Here is a 14,719-nt window from a genome sequence, read left to right as displayed (position 1 = left end):
CGACATCATCGCCGCAGCCCTGCACCTGACCCACTTCGAATACAAATACCTACCGGAAAGTCGCTGAGATTACTTCAGTGGTACGAACTGTTGAAGACAGCCCCAGGGGAGTTACGAACTTTAGTCACCGGCGCGCCTTATCAGTGCGCCGGCTACTTCGCCCATGCTCGTAATCACCACATCCGCTCCGGCGGCCCGGTACGCCTCTATTTTGGCTGGCCGGTTGGCGTAGCCGATAACCCGCGCTCCAGCGGCACGCGCGCCTTCAATGTCGGAGAGGGAATCACCAATCAGCACGCACCGGCTCGGCGGTTCACTAACACCACGCACCGACGACCAAGCCGAGAATGCGCCGGGCGACGCCGACACGTAAACGACACGACCAGTGAGGCACGGCGGCACCGGGCAAGACAAAGTGAGACTCATTCACGACCTATAGAAGCGCCCCCTGATCAGCGTTCGCGCTGGTCAAGGGGCGTTTTTGCTGTTCAGGTGAGCGGAGGGTGTGGGATTCGAACCCACGAAGACATCGCTGCCTTACCGGTTTTCAAGACCAGCGCCATCGGCCACTAGGCGAACCCTCCCGGACCGCGCCCCGCACGGTCGTGCCTAGTCTGCCACGCCCAGGCGAGCGCCGAACGGGGGGAGCTATCCGTTTCGTCATGATCACTCACCGCCGGATGAGGTCCATCGGGTGGGTGCGAGGGCTCCATCGGGTAAGACTGGGGACATGCGCGCGATCATCGTGGCCGAGCCCGGTGGGCCGGAGGTGCTGAGCTGGACCGAGGTGCCCGACCCTCAGCCGGGACCGGGCGAGGTGCTGGTCGAGGTGCGGGCCACCGCAGTGAACCGGGCCGATCTGTTGCAGCGGCAGGGGCTTTACCCGCCGCCTCCGGGTGCCTCGGAGTATCTCGGGTTGGAGTGCTCGGGGGTGGTCGTCGAGGTCGGCTCCGAGGTGCATGACTGGTTCGTGGGGCAGCAGGTCTGCGCCCTGCTGGCCGGTGGCGGGTACGCCGAGCGGGTGGCCGTGCCGGCGGGGCAGCTGCTGCCCGTACCGGATGGGGTTGATCTGGTGGACGCCGCCGCGTTGCCGGAGGTGGCCGCGACGGTCTGGTCCAATGTGGTGCAACTAGGCCGGCTGGCGGCGGGCGAGATCCTGCTGGTGCACGGCGGGGGCAGCGGGATCGGCACCTTCGCTATCCAGTTGGGTACGGCGCTGGGTGCGACAGTGGTGGCGACCGCGCGGGCGGCCAAGCATGATCGGCTGCGGGCCTTGGGGGCGGCGCACCTGATCGACTATCGGGAGCAGGACTTCGTCGAGGAGGTCCGCAAGGTCACCTCCGGCGGGGGCGCGGACGTCATCCTGGACATCATGGGCGCGTCGTACCTGGGCCGGAATGTCGCCGCCCTGGCCTACGACGGGCGGCTGGTGACGATCGGGATGCAGGGTGGGCGTAGGGGCGAGCTGGATATCGCCGCGCTGCTGGCCAAGCGGGGCACCATCGCCGCGACCGCGCTGCGGTCCCGTCCGCTGGAGCAGAAGAGTGCCATCGTCAGCGGGGTACGCGACCAGGTGTGGCCGCTGATCGAGGCGGGTCGGGTGCGGCCGGTGGTCGACCGGCGGTTGCCGATCAGCGAGGCGGTCGAGGCGCATCGCCTGGTGGAGTCGAACGACCACGTCGGCAAGGTGCTGCTGACCATCGGTTGAGCCCCGCACAGACCAGGGGCCGGCATAGGCGAAACTCAGCGCGGCAGGGTCAGGCGGGCTCCGGGGCCTTCGCCGGCGAGTTCGTCGCCAGGGTTGTAGAGGGCGCAGTGGTTCAGGGACAGGCAGCCGCAGCCGATGCAGCCGTCCAGGTTGTCGCGGAGCCGGTGCAACAATTTGATCTTCTCGTCCAGGCGTTCCCGCCAGGCCGTCGACAGGTGGGCCCAGTCCTCGGCGGTGGGGGTACGCCCGGCCGGTAGGGAGTCCAGGGCGGATCTGATCTCCTCCAGGGAGATGCCTACCTGTTGGGCGATCCGGATGAAGGCGACCCGGCGCAGTTCCCCGCGGTGGTAGCGGCGTTGGTTGCCGCCGGTCCGCTCGGCCCGGATCAGCCCCAGCCGCTCGTAGTAGCGCAGCGCGGACTGGGCCACCCCACTGCGGGCGGCGAGTTGACCGATGGTGAGTGCTTCGTGCATCACTTTCGCCTTGTGTTGAACCCTGCTTCAACTTGCAGGCTAGCCGCATGTCCTCATCAACCATCACCACCAGGCAGGTCGCCGAGGCCGCCGCACCACTGGACGGCCGCCGGCCGGTCGCAGTCCGGGACGATCGGCACCCGGTCGCTCCGCTGCTGGAGCGGGTTCGCGCCGGCCGCGAGTTCGGCCCGAACGTCTACTCGACCCTCGACGTGTTGTGGGTGCTCTACGACCGCGTCCTGCGGATCACCCCGGCAACGGTCGACGAACCCGACCGCGATCGTTTCCTGCTCTCCAAGGGCCATGCAGTCGCCGGCTACTACGCCGTACTGGCCGCGAAGGATTTCATTCCCCCCGACTGGCTGGACGACCAGGGCGGGCCGGACAGCCGACTGGGTGACCACCCGGACCGCACGCTGGTGCCGGGGGTGGAGATCGGTTCCGGGTCCCTGGGGCACGGTCTCGGCCTGGCCGTCGGCAGCGCCCTCGGCCTGCGCGCCCAGGGCCTGCTCGACCCCCGGGTGTACGTCCTGCTGGGCGACGCCGAACTGGACGAGGGATCCAACCACGAGGCGATCGCGTACGCCGGTGCCGTCGGCCTGGCGAACCTGACCGCGATCGTGGTCGACAACTCCTCCGCCACCTACGGCTGGCCGGGTGGGGTGGCCACCCGCTTCACCGTCAACGGGTGGACCGCCAGCACGGTCGACGGGCACGACCAAGAGGCCCTGTACGCCGCCCTGACCGGTCATCACGGCCACCGGCCCCACCTGGTGGTGGCGGTCGTCGACAACGGGGAGCAGTCATGAGCGAGACGGATGAGCGGATCATGCGGGACTGTTTCGTCGACACCACCACCGCCCTGCTGGCGGAGAATCCGCGTACCGCCCTGGTGCTCGCGGACATCTCCGCCTCCTTGTTCGACCCGGCCGCCGAGCGGCATCCCGACCGGGTGCTCAATGTCGGCATCCGGGAGCAGTTGATGGTGGGGGTGGCCGGTGGGCTGGCCCTGACCGGCCTACGCCCGATCGTGCACAGCTACGCGCCGTTCCTGGTGGAGCGGGCGTACGAGCAGATCAAGCTGGACCTCGACCACCAGGGGGTCAGCGCGGTGCTGGTCAGCGTCGGCGCCTCCTTCGACCGGGCGGAGTCCGGGCGCACCCACTTCAGCCCGGCCGATGTCGCGCTGTTCGACACCCTCTGCGGCTGGACCGTGCACGTACCGGGTCACCCGGCGGAGGTGGACGGGCTGCTGCGTACGACCGTGGCCGCCGACACCTCGGCGTACCTGCGGCTGTCGCTGCACGGCAACGTCCGGCCGTACGCCGGTTCTGGGGATCTGGTGGTGGTGCGGGACGCGGGTCCGGGCGCGCCCCTGCTGGTCGCGGTCGGTCCGATGCTGGACGCGGCGCTGGCCGCGGTCGGGGATCTGCCGATCACGGTGGCCTACACCCATCGGCCGCGTCCGTTCGATGTCGCCGGTCTGCGGGCCCTGGCCGGCACCGAGGTGATCCTGGTGGAGCCCTACCTGGCGGGGACCTCCGCCCGGGTGGTCACGGCGGCGCTGGCGGATCGGCCGCACCGACTGCTCGCGCTCGGGGTGGGTCGGGAGGAGCTGCGCCGCTACGGTTCGGCGGAGGACCATCTGCGCTGGCACGGGCTGGACCCGGCCGGACTGCGCCGCTCGCTGACCGACTTTCTCACCCCGGTGGGGGTCTAGCGCCGGGCGGCGGGGCGGGGGCGGGTGCGTTCGCGACCGAGGATCCAGAGCGCCTCGACCCCGTCCCGCCAGGTGATCTTCTTGCCTTCCTCCCGGCCCCGGGCCCGGTAGCTGATCGGCACCTCGTACGGTCGGATGCGGCGACGCAGCAGCTTGCCGGTCACCTCGGCCTCCATGCCGAAGCCCCGGGAGCGCACGTCCAGCGAGCGGTAGAGCGCCACCGGCATCAGCTTGAAGCAGGTCTCCAGGTCACCGATGTAGGAGTTGAACAGCAGGTTGGCCGCCATGGTGACGCCCTTGTTGCCCATCACGTACCAGAAGCTGTAGGCGCTGTGGCTGCCGAAGGTGCGGTTGCCGTAGACGACCGTGGCGCGGCCGTCCAGCACCGGGGCCAGCAGCTTCGGGATGTCCTGCGGGTCGTACTCCAGGTCGGCGTCGAGGATGACCATGTAGTCACCTTCGGCGGCGTCGACCGCCGTGCGGATCGCCGCGCCCTTGCCGGCGTTGCGCTGGTGGGTGATCACGCGCAACCGGGCGTCGTCGGCGCGGCCGAGTACCTCCGAGGTGCCGTCACGGCTGCCGTCATCGACCACGACGAGTTCGATCTCGCACGGGTATTCCACGGCCAACGCCTGCTTAAGGGCGTCCCCGATACGCTCTTCCTCGTTGTAGACCGGCATGAGGATCGACAGCTTCACGGGAATCTCCACGAGGGCGACAGTATGTCGGCCATAGCGTAGCCTGGCTGCTCAGCACTCCGGTGGCGACTGCCGATGAGATACGACGTCGGGCACCCAGGTCGATGGTGTTTACTTCCGGCCATGTCGGCCGCCGGCTTTCCGCTCGTCCTGGCTCCCGTCGCCGCCATCGTCGCACTGACCGTGGCGTTGCGGCCCCGGGTGGGGGATTGTGTCGCCCCCCGTCGGCTGGGGGTGGTCCGGGCGGCCGTGGCCACCGGGGCCTTCGCGGTGCTCACCGTCGAGGTGTTGGGCGCGCTGGGACTGCTGAGGTTGTTCGCCTTCGCGGTGGCCTGGTTGCTCTTCGTGGCCGGGTGCGTGGCGGCTGCCGGGTGGCGGCTACGCCGCGACCGGGCACACCGGCCCGCCGAGATTGTCACGGCCGATCAGAACCGGCCCGCCGCGCCGCCGCCCGCCCTGGTCGCGGCCGGGTCGGGCGGGTCGGTGGTCACCACCCGGACCACCGAGGTACGAACGACCGGATCGGACGCCGACCGGCAGCCGACCGGCTGGTGGGCCTCGGTCGCCGGATTCTGGCGTACGGCGGGTCGGGGCGAGCGGTTGCTGGCCGGTACGGTCGGCGCCCTGGTCCTGGTCGAGCTGCTGATCACCCTGCTGGCCGCGCCGAACAACTTCGACTCGCAGACCTACCACCTGCCCAAGGTGGAACGCTGGGTGGCACAGGGTGACCTGACCTTCTGGGCCACCGCCATCCACCGGCAGGTGACCATCCCCCCGGGTGCCGAGTATCTGCTGCTGCACCTGCGGTTGTTCGTCGGCTCGGACGCGCTGTACAACCTGGTTCAGTGGGCCGCGGGGCTGGGTGCCCTGCTGGCGGTGACCCGGCTGACCGCCCAGCTGGGTGGTGGTCGGCGGGCCCAGTTGCTCACCGCCTTCGTGCTGGCCACCACCCCGATGGTGGCGCTGCAGGCGACCAGCACCCAGACCGATCTGGTCTGTGCCGCCTGGGTGGTCTGCGCGGCCACCCTGGCGTTGGACGGGCTGCGGCGCCGCGCCGGCCTGGGTGAGCTGCTGGCCCTGGGGGCGGCCACCGGACTGGTGGCGGTCACCAAGACCAGTGGCCTGATCGCGGTGGGCCCCCTGCTGGTGCTCTGGGGACTGGGTCAGTTGCGCCTGGCGTACCTGGCCCGGCCGGCCGGTCCACGGCGGCTCCCGATCGGCGCCCTGCTCGGTACGGTCGGCGCCTCGGTGCTGATCCTGGTGGTCGCCGCCGGGGTGACCGGTCCCTTCATGGGCCGGGTGTATGCCGAGTTCGGTCATCCCCTGGGCCCGGACCGGCTGCGCAAGTCGGTCCCGATGGAGCGGCACGACCCACCCTCGGTGCTGGTCAACGCGCTGCGCATCGGGCACACCGCGCTGGACACCCCGCTGGCCCCGCTCCGTCAGGTCACCGCCGCGGCGATCGTCGGGGTGGCCGGGCTGGTCGGTGTCGATCCGCAGGACCGCGACATCACCTTCGGGCGGGAGGAGTTTCCGGAACCCTCCTGGTATCCGGACGAGGACCGGGTGGCCTTCCCGTTGGCCGGCGGGATGGCGCTGCTGGCCCTGGTGGCGGCGCTGCGCCGACCGGCCCGGATCAGCCCCGGGGCGGCCGGGGCGGTGCGGGCGTACGGGGTGGTGGTGCTCGTGGCGGTGCTGCTGCACACCACGATGATCAAGTGGCAGCCCTGGGGTAACCGGCTGCTGCTGTACGCCCTGGCGGTGGCGGTGCCGTTGGCCGGGATCTGGCTGGACGCCCTGCTGCGCCGGTCGGCCTCGGCAAGCGCCCCCGGCACGACGCGCACCCTCGGCACGGCGGGCCGCGCCGGGCGGCGGCCGGTCGCCACCCGGCTGGTGGCGGCGGTGTTGGCGACCTGTGCGCTGGCCGGGGTGCTGGCGGTGTCGTACGGCTTTCCTCGCCGGCTGGTCGGCTCGGGCTCGGTCTTCACCACCGCCGACTGGGAGCTGCGCTTCCTGCGACGCCCGCAGTGGGCGGAGGAGTACCGGTGGGCGGCCGAGGCGGTACGCGCCGCAGAGGCACGTCGGATCGGCCTGTCGCAGCGCAACGACGACTGGGAGTACCCCTGGTGGCTGCTGCTGCGGGACGAGGCCGGTAGACCGCCGGAGCTGGTGGCCCTTCAGTCCGTGCTGGACGACCGCCCGGCGGCCGACCCGACCTCGGTGGACGCGATTCTCTGTGTCGGCAGCCGGGCCCGCTGCGCGGATCTGGTGCCCCAGGGCTGGCAGTTCGAGTTCCGTAGTCACGTCGGCTACGCCCTGCCCGGGGACTGACCTGTCCCATTGGCCCGGTTCACCACTGCGCGCAAGTATTCCGAGATGAATTCACATGTCTGCATGGCAGGCGTTACCTTCCGGTAACTCGGTCGCCGTCCCGCGATCGGACCGAAAGGAGTGCGCCGTTGTCTGGTATCCCCGCCAGGCGTGACCGGACGCCTCGACGGCGACTGGCCCAGGTCGCCGTCCTCGCCACCGCTCTCGTCCTGCCCATGCTGGCCGGGCCGGTCACCTCAGCCGCCGCAGCCGACCGTCCCGCCGCCCAGCCCCTGCCCGCCCACCTGGAAACCATCCGCGCCGCCGAGGCCACCCAGCTCTACGGCACTCCCGGCATCCGCCCGCTGGCCCAGCGCCGCACCGCTTTGATCACCATGGGCGACAGTCAGATCTCCGGCGAGGGGGTGGGCAACTACGTGCCCGGCACCCACCAGCCGGGCAACTGGTGCGACCGCTCGTACGACCAGGCCGTGTTCCGTACCGGCATCACCGCCGACGAGCGTTACAACATCGCCTGCTCGGGCGCCACCCCATGGAACCTGATCGCGGGCGGCCCGACCCAGCACAACGAGCTGAACCAGGGCGACCACCTCGCCATCAAGGCACGCAACACCAACATCAGACTGATCTGGGTGGTGGTCGGCGCCAACGGCGACGGCACCATCCAGTTCGGCCCGGTCGCCACCGACTGCGCGGTGCGCCGCGTCCTCTTCCAGGGCCCCTGCTGGCCCACCTACACCGACCAGTGGACGGTACGCACCGACGGCAGCCGGCGCGCCGTCGAGGACGCCCTGACCGACATCCGCCGGACCATGACCGGGGCCGGTTACCTCGACACCGACTACGAGTTGGTGCTGATGTCGTACTCCAGCCCGGCCAGCCCCGACGTGGAGGACAACCCCAACTTCCCCGGTTGGTACGCCGGCGGCTGCCTGCTCTACCTGGCCGACGCCGCCTTCGCCCGGAACAAGGCGGTACCGCTGTTCGAATCGGCGCTACGGGCGGCGGCGGCCGACACCGGCACCCGCTACCTCGACGGCAGCCGACTCTTCCACGGCCATGAGGTGTGCACCGACAACACCTCCGTGCGTGGCCTCTACATCGAACTCGGCGTCTGGGACGAGAACGCGGCCCGCCAGTCGTTCCACCCGAACTACCGGGGTCACGGCATGTTCGCCCAGTGCATCACCCAGTTCTACGCCTCCGGCCAGCAGCAGGGCACCTGCGTCGACCCGGCCAGCACCGGCAACGGGGTGCTCTACCCCGGCCTGATGCAGTTCAAGCAGTTGCGCAACGCCGCCACCGGCACCTGCGTGGACGGCAAGGGGTACGACTCACGCAACAACACCGTGCAGCAGTCGTACCGCTGCCACGGGGGCCGTAACCAGGGCTTCTGGTACGACCCGACCCGGCAGTCGGTGCACTCGGAGCTGTCCCACGACCGGTGCCTGGACGTCTCCGGCGGATCGGTGACCGCCGGCACGGCGATCAACATCTACAACTGCCACGGCGGCAACAACCAGAAGTTCGTGTTCGCCGGCAACCAGATCCGGCCCGCCGGCAACAGCAACCTCTGTGTGGCCTTCGACAATCCGCTGCTGGGCACCCCCCGGCTGCGGCTGGCGAAGTGCTCCAGCAGTTCCCGGCAGCAGTGGTCCTTCGAGTCGCGGTCGTTCGCCCAACCCGTCGGGTACGGCCACGACGACTTCATCGGGTCTCGGGTCTACTAGCCTGCGACTTTGATCATCGGCGAGGCGGTGGGGGTCACCTGCCGCCTCGCCGGTCGTCGTCAGTGGGCCACGACGGGGTGCAGGGTGGTCGGGCGTACGGCGGAGGACTCCGCGACGGTCGCCAGGATCCGGGGCCGGGTGGTGCGTACCCGGGTGCGGAAGGCGTGGTTGAACATGGCGTCGAGCTGCCACACCTGCTTCGGGTGCCGAGCGTGGATCAGGAAACGCTCGCGAATGCCGTCGATGGCGGTGGCGGCCAACTCGACCGAGTGCAGTCGGGGGTCAGGGCTCCAGGTGACATGACTCAGCTCGCGCAGGTCGGTGTTGAGGTGCAGTTGCAGCCGATGCAGCACCCTGGTCTGCCGGGTGATCACCAGACGCCGGTGGGTCAGCAGAAGAAGATGGTCGCCGAACATCGGCCGGTCCGGCCGACTGCACCGGGTGACCAGGACGGTGGCGTCGCTGGAGCCGACGCAGCGTCGGAACACCGGCATGTGTCGGGTGACGGTCTGCACCGCCAATCCGGCTTCGGTGGCGGCGGGAAGGAACGTTCGGGAGAAGACGTCCATACTTTCCCAACGACCCTGCTCGTGCCATTGACGTGGCTCATGCAGTTGCCTTTTGCAAATTCCACGTTACGAAAGCCGGACACCGGCTCGGGTTGTCAGAGCAGCTCGACGATCGTCGCGTTGGCCATTCCCCCGCCCTCGCACATGGTCTGCAAGCCGTACCGGATGCCGTTGTCCCGCATGTGCGCGAGCATCGTGGTCATGATCCGGGCACCGGATCCGCCGAGCGGATGCCCGAGGGCGATGGCCCCGCCGCGCGGGTTCAGCCGCTCCGGGTCCGCCTCGGTCTCCGCCAACCAGGCCAGCGGCACCGGGGCGAAGGCCTCGTTCACCTCGTACACCCCGATCTCCTCGATGCCCAGCCCCGCGCGGCGCAGCGCCTTCGCGGTGGCCGGGATCGGCGCGGTGAGCATGGCGACCGGGTCGTCGGCGGCGACCACGGCGGTGTGGATGCGGGCCAGGGGTCGCAGGCCGTGCCGGGAAGCCCACTCGCTGGTGGTGACGGCCAGGGCGGCGGCACCGTCGGAGATCTGCGAGGCCGAACCGGCCGTGACCACCCCGTCCGGGCGGAAGGGGGTGGGCAGCTCACCCAGCTTCTCCAGGGAGGTGTCCCGGCGTACCCCCTCGTCTGCGGCGAAGGTGCCCCCCTCGGCCAGGGTGACCGGGGCGATCTCGTCCTTGAAGGCCCCCGCGTCCTGGGCGGCGGCCGCCTTCTCGTGACTGGCCAGGGCGAACTCGTCGAGCTGGGCGCGGGAGAGCCGCCAGCGCCGGGCGATCAGCTCCGCTCCGACGCCCTGGTGGAACGGCAGCGGCGAATCCTCGGCCACCCCCTCGACCCCCCGGTAGCGGGCCAGGATCCGCTCACTGAACGGCTGGCCGCCGGCCACGTTGGAGCCCATCGGCACCCGGGTCATCGACTCCACCCCACCGGCCACGACCAGATCGGCCTGACCGGAGAGCACCGTGGCGGCGGCGAAGTGCAGGGCCTGCTGGCTGGAGCCACACTGGCGGTCCAGGGTGGTGCCGGGCACCGACTCGGGCCAGCCGGCGGCCAGCACAGCGTTGCGCGCCACATTCCAGGACTGCTCGCCTACCTGGGTGACACAGCCCCACACCACGTCGTCGACCTGGGCCGGCTCGATTCCGGTCCGCTCGGCCAGGGCCTGCAACACATGCGCGGACAGATCCACCGGGTGCACCGTGGACAGGCTGCCCTTGCGTCGCCCGACCGGGGTACGCACCGCACCGACGATAACCGCGTCACTCATGTCTACTCCCCGGTAACTGGCTGTTTCGATCCTACGCCCATCTGCCGGCCACCCGCCCGCACTGGCATGCTGGTCGGGTGCCTTCCGAGACGACCACGAGGCAGTGGCGGATCCTCCCGGCCCTACCGGTGCTCAAGCTCCTCGGGGCGGCCGGGTTGTTCGCCCTGGGGATCCTGCTCGCCGAGGGTGACCTGCTGCGGCCGGTGTTCGGCACGCTGGGCGCCGCGCTTCTCGCCGGGTGGGGCATCCGGGACCTGATGGCACCGGTACGGCTGGCGGTGGACCCCGAGGGGATCACCGTGCCGACGGGCTGGAGCGGTCGACGTCACCTGCCCTGGTCGGCGGTGGAGAACATCCGGGTGCTGCACCGACCCGGCCGTGGCTTCGGCGGGCCAGCCCTGGAGATCGACACCAGCGACTCGCTGCACCTGTTCAGCCGGATGGATCTCGGTGTCGACCCGGAGGAGGTCGCCGAAGCCCTGGCCGCCGCCCGCCCGGAACCGCCCGACCCCGACCAGCCCTGACCGACCCTCAGGTGAGCAGGGCTACCGTGCGGATCACGGCCGCGCCGAGCAGCAACACCATGATCACTGTTCCGCCGACCGCCTGCACCAGGGTCCGATGTGACCTCGGCGCGTAGGCCAGTACCAGGGCCATCAGCCCACCGAACACCAGACCGCCCAGGTGACCGGCGATCGAGATCTGCGGCACGGTGAAGGTGAAGATCAGGTTGATCACCAGGATCGGCAGGATCGCCGAGGTGTCCCGGCCCAGTCGCCGCATGATCACGAAGATCGCCGCGAAGAGCCCGAAGATGGCCGTGGAGGCACCGGCCGACATCTGGTTCGGCGGGCTGAACAGGTAGACCGCGACATTGCCGCCGAAGCCGGCGATGAGGTAGAGCGCGGCGAACCGCAGCGGGCCGAGCACGGCCTCCAGGGACCGGCCCAGGACCCACAGCGCCCACATGTTGAGCAGCAGGTGCAGCACCCCGTAGTGCAGGAACATCGCGGTGACCAGGCGGTACCACTGGCCCTCGGCGACCCCGCCGATGCTGCCGTCGAGGAACATCGCCCGGCCCAGGACGGCACCCCACTCGGTCAGCGGGGTGCTGCCACCCATCAGACCGCCGAAGCCGTTGCCACCGGCCGCCGCGTCCCCGCCTCGGTCGGAGGCGATCGACACCAGCATGACCAGCACGTTCAGCGCGATCAGGACCTTGGTCACGTAGCCGTGCCGGCCGGCGGCACCGCCACCGAAGGCGGTACGCGCCGGCCGTACGCTACGACGTCCCTGCGCCACACACTCCGGGCACTGGAATCCGACGGATGCCTCGTTCATGCAGTCCGGACAGATCGACCGGTCGCACCGGGTGCATCTGACGTAGGTCTCCCGCCCGGGGTGGCGGTAACAGGCCGGGGTGGTCGGCGCGGACTCACTCACCGCAGGCCCCAGGTGCCCGAGCGCTCAGTCATGCGAGCAAAGGTACCTTGATCCGCCGCAGCGACCGGTCACGCCGTACCCCGGCCGGATCCTCCGTGCCCGCCACACCCAGGCCCGGGCGGCGGACACGGCAGGACGACGTACGGGTCAGGCGCCCTGACGCTCGATCTCCACCCGCTCGATCACGACGTCCTGAAGCGGCCGGTCGCTCGGGCCGGTGGGGGTGTTGGCGATCGAGTCGACGACCTTCGCGGACTGCTCGTCGGCCACCTGACCGAAGATGGTGTGCCGGTTGTTCAGGTGCGGGGTCGGCGAGACCGTGATGAAGAACTGCGAGCCGTTGGTGCCGGGCCCGGCGTTCGCCATCGCCAACAGGTAGGGCCGGTCGAAGCGCAACTCGGGGTGGAACTCGTCGGCGAAGTTGTAGCCCGGGCCGCCGCGACCGGTGCCGGTCGGGTCACCCATCTGGACCATGAACCCGCTGATCACCCGGTGCGAGATGGTGCCGTCGTAGTACGGACCGCTGCCCGGCTGGCCGGTCCGCGGGTCGGTGTACTCGCGCGTGCCCTCGGCCAGCTCGACGAAGTTGCGGACGGTCTTCGGCGCGTGGTGGGGGAAAAGCTCCAGCCGGATCGGACCGGCGTTGGTGTGCAAGGTGGCGTAGACAGCCTCGGCCACGGGTACTCCTCACTCGTTGGTCAGTTCCTTGCGGATCCTCCCATGTGCCCGATCTGGACATGCGGAGGCATCCGAAGGTGGAGGATGACAGAGGACAACTCCCAGGAGGTGGGAACGTGTTTGGAATCGCGCGGCGCAAGACCCAGGGGCAACTGGCCAGGGCCGAGCTGAACCGCGGCGTTGGTCACCTGCGGCAGGCCGCCACGCATGCCGCGAAGGGCGCCGGCACCACGGTCGGTCCACGGGTCCAGGCGGCCCGCAGTGCCGTCACGCCGACCACCGTCATGATCCGGGATCGCGCATCGAGCGGCCTGGCGACGACGGCTGCGGCACTCGCGCCCCTGACCCTGGCGCTGCGGCAGGCACAGGCCGAGGCAGCCGGAAAGGCCGCTGCCGGAAAGAAGGCCGTCACCACCAAGCAGGCGGCGGCCACCAGGAAGGTCAAGGCGAAGAACATGAAGGCGAAGAAGAAGTCCCGGCGCGGCACCATGATCGGCCTGCTGGCCGCCGGCACGGTGGCCGGACTGGCCGGTGCGATGGCCCTGCGGCGCTACCGGGAACAGCAGGTGTGGTCCGAGTACGACCCGGGCGCGGCACTTGAGCCGATGCACGACGAGGTGGAGACCATCGAGGTGCGTACGGCCGGACCGGCCGGCGCGGGCAAGGCTTCGACCGGGGCGGGCAGCTCCGCGGTGGCCGGCGGCGACAGCGCCTCCACCACCCCCAAGACGACCAGCCCCACCCCGATCACCCCGACCGACAAGGTCCCCTCGGTCGCCGAGGGCGCCCGTACCACCTCCGGCCGCCCCGCCGACGACCTGACCAAGGCCGTCACCAACGCCCCCTCCACCTCCAACACCCGCCCCTGACCCTCCCACCCTGGCCCACCCCACCCCGCCCCAGCCTCGTCGATCTTGCACTTTTGGTCCGCGCATATCGGGTATATGCCGCGAATCAGCGACCGAAAGTGCAAGATCGCGGGTGAGAGGGGGGTGGGGGCGGGAGGGGAGGGAGGGTTAGAGCCAGTCGTTGCGGCGGAACCAGCGGTAGAGGGTCAGAGAGATGGTGAGCATCAGGGCCAGGACCACGGGGTAGCCGTAGGCCACCTTGAGTTCGGGCATGAACTCGAAGTTCATGCCGTAGATGCCGGCGATGGCGGTCCAGACCGCGGCGATGGCGGCCCAGGCGGCGATCTTGCGCATGTCGTTGTTCTGGTCGACCGTCACCTGGGCCAGTCGCGCCTGCAGGATCGAGTTCAACAGATCGTCGTACGCGTTGACCTGCTCGACCGTACGACTGAGGTGGTCCTGCACGTCGCGGAAGTAGCGGCGTACCTCCTTGGGGACCTCGCGGTTCATCTGGGTGGTCAACGCCACCAGCGGGCGCTGCAACGGCATCACCGCCCGTTTGAACTCCACCAGTTCCCGTTTGAGCTGGTAGATCCGCTGGATCCGGCCGGTGGCCTGGCGGTCGAAGACCTCGATCTCCAACACGTCCATGTCGTCCTCAAGCTGGTCGGCGACCTCCAAATAGAGGTCGACCACCCGGTCGGTGATCGCGTACGCGACCGCCCAGGGGCCGTGCAGGAGCAACTCCTGGCGGTCCTCCAACTGCTCGCGTACCGGGGCCAGGCGGCAGGCGTCCCCGTGCCGGACACTGATCAGGAAGTGCGGGCCGATGAAGAGCATCACCTGCCCGGTCTCCACGACCTCGGAGTTCTCCGTCAGCTCGGTGTGCTCGCAGTAGCGGGCCGTACGCAACACCAGGAAGCTGACCTCGCCGAAGCGCTCCAGCTTGGGCCGCTGCTGGGCCTTGACCGCGTCCTCCACGGCCAACTCGTGCAGCCCGTAGCTGTCGGCGATCTCGGTCATCTCGGCCAGGTCCGGCTCGTGCAGCCCGAGCCACACGAAGCCGTTCTCCGCGCTGCGTGCCTCCGCCAGGGCCGCCGCGAAGTCCCAGTCGCCGGGCTGCCGCCGACCGTCGAGGTAGAGGGCGCAGTCCACCACCGCGCTGCGCGGCGAATCGGTCGGGGCCGCGGCGGTCGAGGTGCCGTCCGGGCTGAGTCGGCGGGTCATCGCCCGTACCGGCGACCAGTTGCGCG

14 protein-coding genes, 1 tRNA gene and 1 pseudogene are annotated in these 14,719 nt (G+C 70.0%); 7 read left to right on the top strand and 9 right to left on the bottom strand.

What is annotated here, in order from left to right:
• Nucleotides 1–120 precede the first annotated feature (120 nt).
• Both ACLQ2T_RS21420 and ACLQ2T_RS21415 read right to left on the bottom strand, forming a co-directional pair.
• A pseudogene (locus ACLQ2T_RS21420) lies at nucleotides 121–333 on the bottom strand (HAD family hydrolase); the annotation flags it as partial.
• A 164-nt stretch (nucleotides 334–497) separates the two neighbouring features.
• Nucleotides 498–584: transfer RNA gene (locus ACLQ2T_RS21415), tRNA-Ser, on the bottom strand.
• Between the two features lie 146 nt (nucleotides 585–730).
• On the opposite strand from ACLQ2T_RS21415, the gene ACLQ2T_RS21410 reads away from it, so the two are divergent.
• Complete coding sequence (locus tag ACLQ2T_RS21410) at nucleotides 731–1,708, top strand: NAD(P)H-quinone oxidoreductase (RefSeq protein WP_425768115.1); 978 nt, start codon at nucleotides 731–733, stop codon at nucleotides 1,706–1,708.
• Between the two features lie 35 nt (nucleotides 1,709–1,743).
• Here the strand turns inward: ACLQ2T_RS21410 and soxR are convergent, their stop codons facing one another.
• The gene (gene soxR / locus ACLQ2T_RS21405; RefSeq protein WP_425768114.1) at nucleotides 1,744–2,181 is read right to left on the bottom strand and encodes a redox-sensitive transcriptional activator SoxR; all 438 of its coding nucleotides are present in this window, start codon (nucleotides 2,179–2,181) and stop codon (nucleotides 1,744–1,746) included.
• A gap of 47 nt (nucleotides 2,182–2,228) precedes the next feature.
• Here soxR and ACLQ2T_RS21400 point away from each other — a divergent pair, with 47 nt between their 5' ends.
• Nucleotides 2,229–2,990, top strand: coding sequence for a transketolase (locus tag ACLQ2T_RS21400; RefSeq protein ID WP_425768113.1), 762 nt, complete (start codon nucleotides 2,229–2,231; stop codon nucleotides 2,988–2,990).
• A gap of 20 nt (nucleotides 2,991–3,010) precedes the next feature.
• Nucleotides 3,011–3,901 (top strand): transketolase family protein, encoded by an 891-nt coding sequence (locus tag ACLQ2T_RS21395; RefSeq protein ID WP_425768130.1) that lies wholly within the window; start codon nucleotides 3,011–3,013, stop codon nucleotides 3,899–3,901.
• Here ACLQ2T_RS21395 and ACLQ2T_RS21390 read toward each other — a convergent pair.
• On the bottom strand, nucleotides 3,898–4,599 hold the full coding sequence (locus ACLQ2T_RS21390) for a glycosyltransferase family 2 protein (RefSeq protein WP_425768129.1): 702 nt from the start codon (nucleotides 4,597–4,599) through the stop codon (nucleotides 3,898–3,900). The genes ACLQ2T_RS21395 and ACLQ2T_RS21390 overlap by 4 nt on opposite strands.
• Before the next feature lie 123 nt (nucleotides 4,600–4,722).
• Between ACLQ2T_RS21390 and ACLQ2T_RS21385 the strand changes: the two genes are divergently transcribed.
• Both ACLQ2T_RS21385 and ACLQ2T_RS21380 read left to right on the top strand, forming a co-directional pair.
• Entirely contained in the window at nucleotides 4,723–6,930 is a 2,208-nt protein-coding gene (locus ACLQ2T_RS21385) for an ArnT family glycosyltransferase (RefSeq protein ID WP_425768112.1), read from the top strand.
• Nucleotides 6,931–7,058: 128 nt separating this feature from the next.
• On the top strand, nucleotides 7,059–8,660 hold the full coding sequence (locus ACLQ2T_RS21380) for a ricin-type beta-trefoil lectin domain protein (protein ID WP_425768111.1): 1,602 nt from the start codon (nucleotides 7,059–7,061) through the stop codon (nucleotides 8,658–8,660).
• Between the two features lie 59 nt (nucleotides 8,661–8,719).
• Here ACLQ2T_RS21380 and ACLQ2T_RS21375 read toward each other — a convergent pair whose 3' ends face one another.
• Both ACLQ2T_RS21375 and ACLQ2T_RS21370 read right to left on the bottom strand, forming a co-directional pair.
• Entirely contained in the window at nucleotides 8,720–9,229 is a 510-nt protein-coding gene (locus ACLQ2T_RS21375) for a hypothetical protein (protein WP_425768110.1), read from the bottom strand.
• A gap of 95 nt (nucleotides 9,230–9,324) precedes the next feature.
• Complete coding sequence (locus ACLQ2T_RS21370; protein WP_425768109.1) at nucleotides 9,325–10,497, bottom strand: thiolase family protein; 1,173 nt, start codon at nucleotides 10,495–10,497, stop codon at nucleotides 9,325–9,327.
• A gap of 77 nt (nucleotides 10,498–10,574) precedes the next feature.
• Here ACLQ2T_RS21370 and ACLQ2T_RS21365 point away from each other — a divergent pair, with 77 nt between their 5' ends.
• Complete coding sequence (locus tag ACLQ2T_RS21365; protein WP_425768108.1) at nucleotides 10,575–11,021, top strand: PH domain-containing protein; 447 nt, start codon at nucleotides 10,575–10,577, stop codon at nucleotides 11,019–11,021.
• Between the two features lie 7 nt (nucleotides 11,022–11,028).
• Here the strand turns inward: ACLQ2T_RS21365 and ACLQ2T_RS21360 are convergent, their stop codons facing one another.
• Together ACLQ2T_RS21360 and ACLQ2T_RS21355 are read right to left on the bottom strand one after the other, a co-directional pair.
• Nucleotides 11,029–11,940 (bottom strand): rhomboid family intramembrane serine protease, encoded by a 912-nt coding sequence (locus ACLQ2T_RS21360; RefSeq protein ID WP_425768107.1) that lies wholly within the window; start codon nucleotides 11,938–11,940, stop codon nucleotides 11,029–11,031.
• Between the two features lie 147 nt (nucleotides 11,941–12,087).
• Nucleotides 12,088–12,618, bottom strand: a complete 531-nt coding sequence (locus ACLQ2T_RS21355) for a peptidylprolyl isomerase (protein WP_425768106.1) — start codon at nucleotides 12,616–12,618, stop codon at nucleotides 12,088–12,090.
• A gap of 59 nt (nucleotides 12,619–12,677) precedes the next feature.
• Between ACLQ2T_RS21355 and ACLQ2T_RS21350 the strand changes: the two genes are divergently transcribed.
• Nucleotides 12,678–13,487: a hypothetical protein gene (locus ACLQ2T_RS21350; RefSeq protein ID WP_425768105.1), complete on the top strand. Its 810-nt coding sequence runs from the start codon at nucleotides 12,678–12,680 to the stop codon at nucleotides 13,485–13,487.
• 147 nt (nucleotides 13,488–13,634) lie between these two features.
• Here the strand turns inward: ACLQ2T_RS21350 and corA are convergent, their stop codons facing one another.
• A complete protein-coding gene (corA, locus tag ACLQ2T_RS21345) occupies nucleotides 13,635–14,693 on the bottom strand; it encodes a magnesium/cobalt transporter CorA (RefSeq protein ID WP_425768128.1) in 1,059 nt (352 codons plus the stop codon).
• Between the last annotated feature and the right edge of the window lie 26 nt (nucleotides 14,694–14,719).

This window comes from Micromonospora sp. DT229 (assembly GCF_049844505.1).
Lineage (GTDB): Bacteria > Actinomycetota > Actinomycetes > Mycobacteriales > Micromonosporaceae > Micromonospora.
The sequence above is the reverse complement of the archived record's forward strand: the minus strand, read 5'-3'. Positions and strand labels throughout refer to the sequence as shown.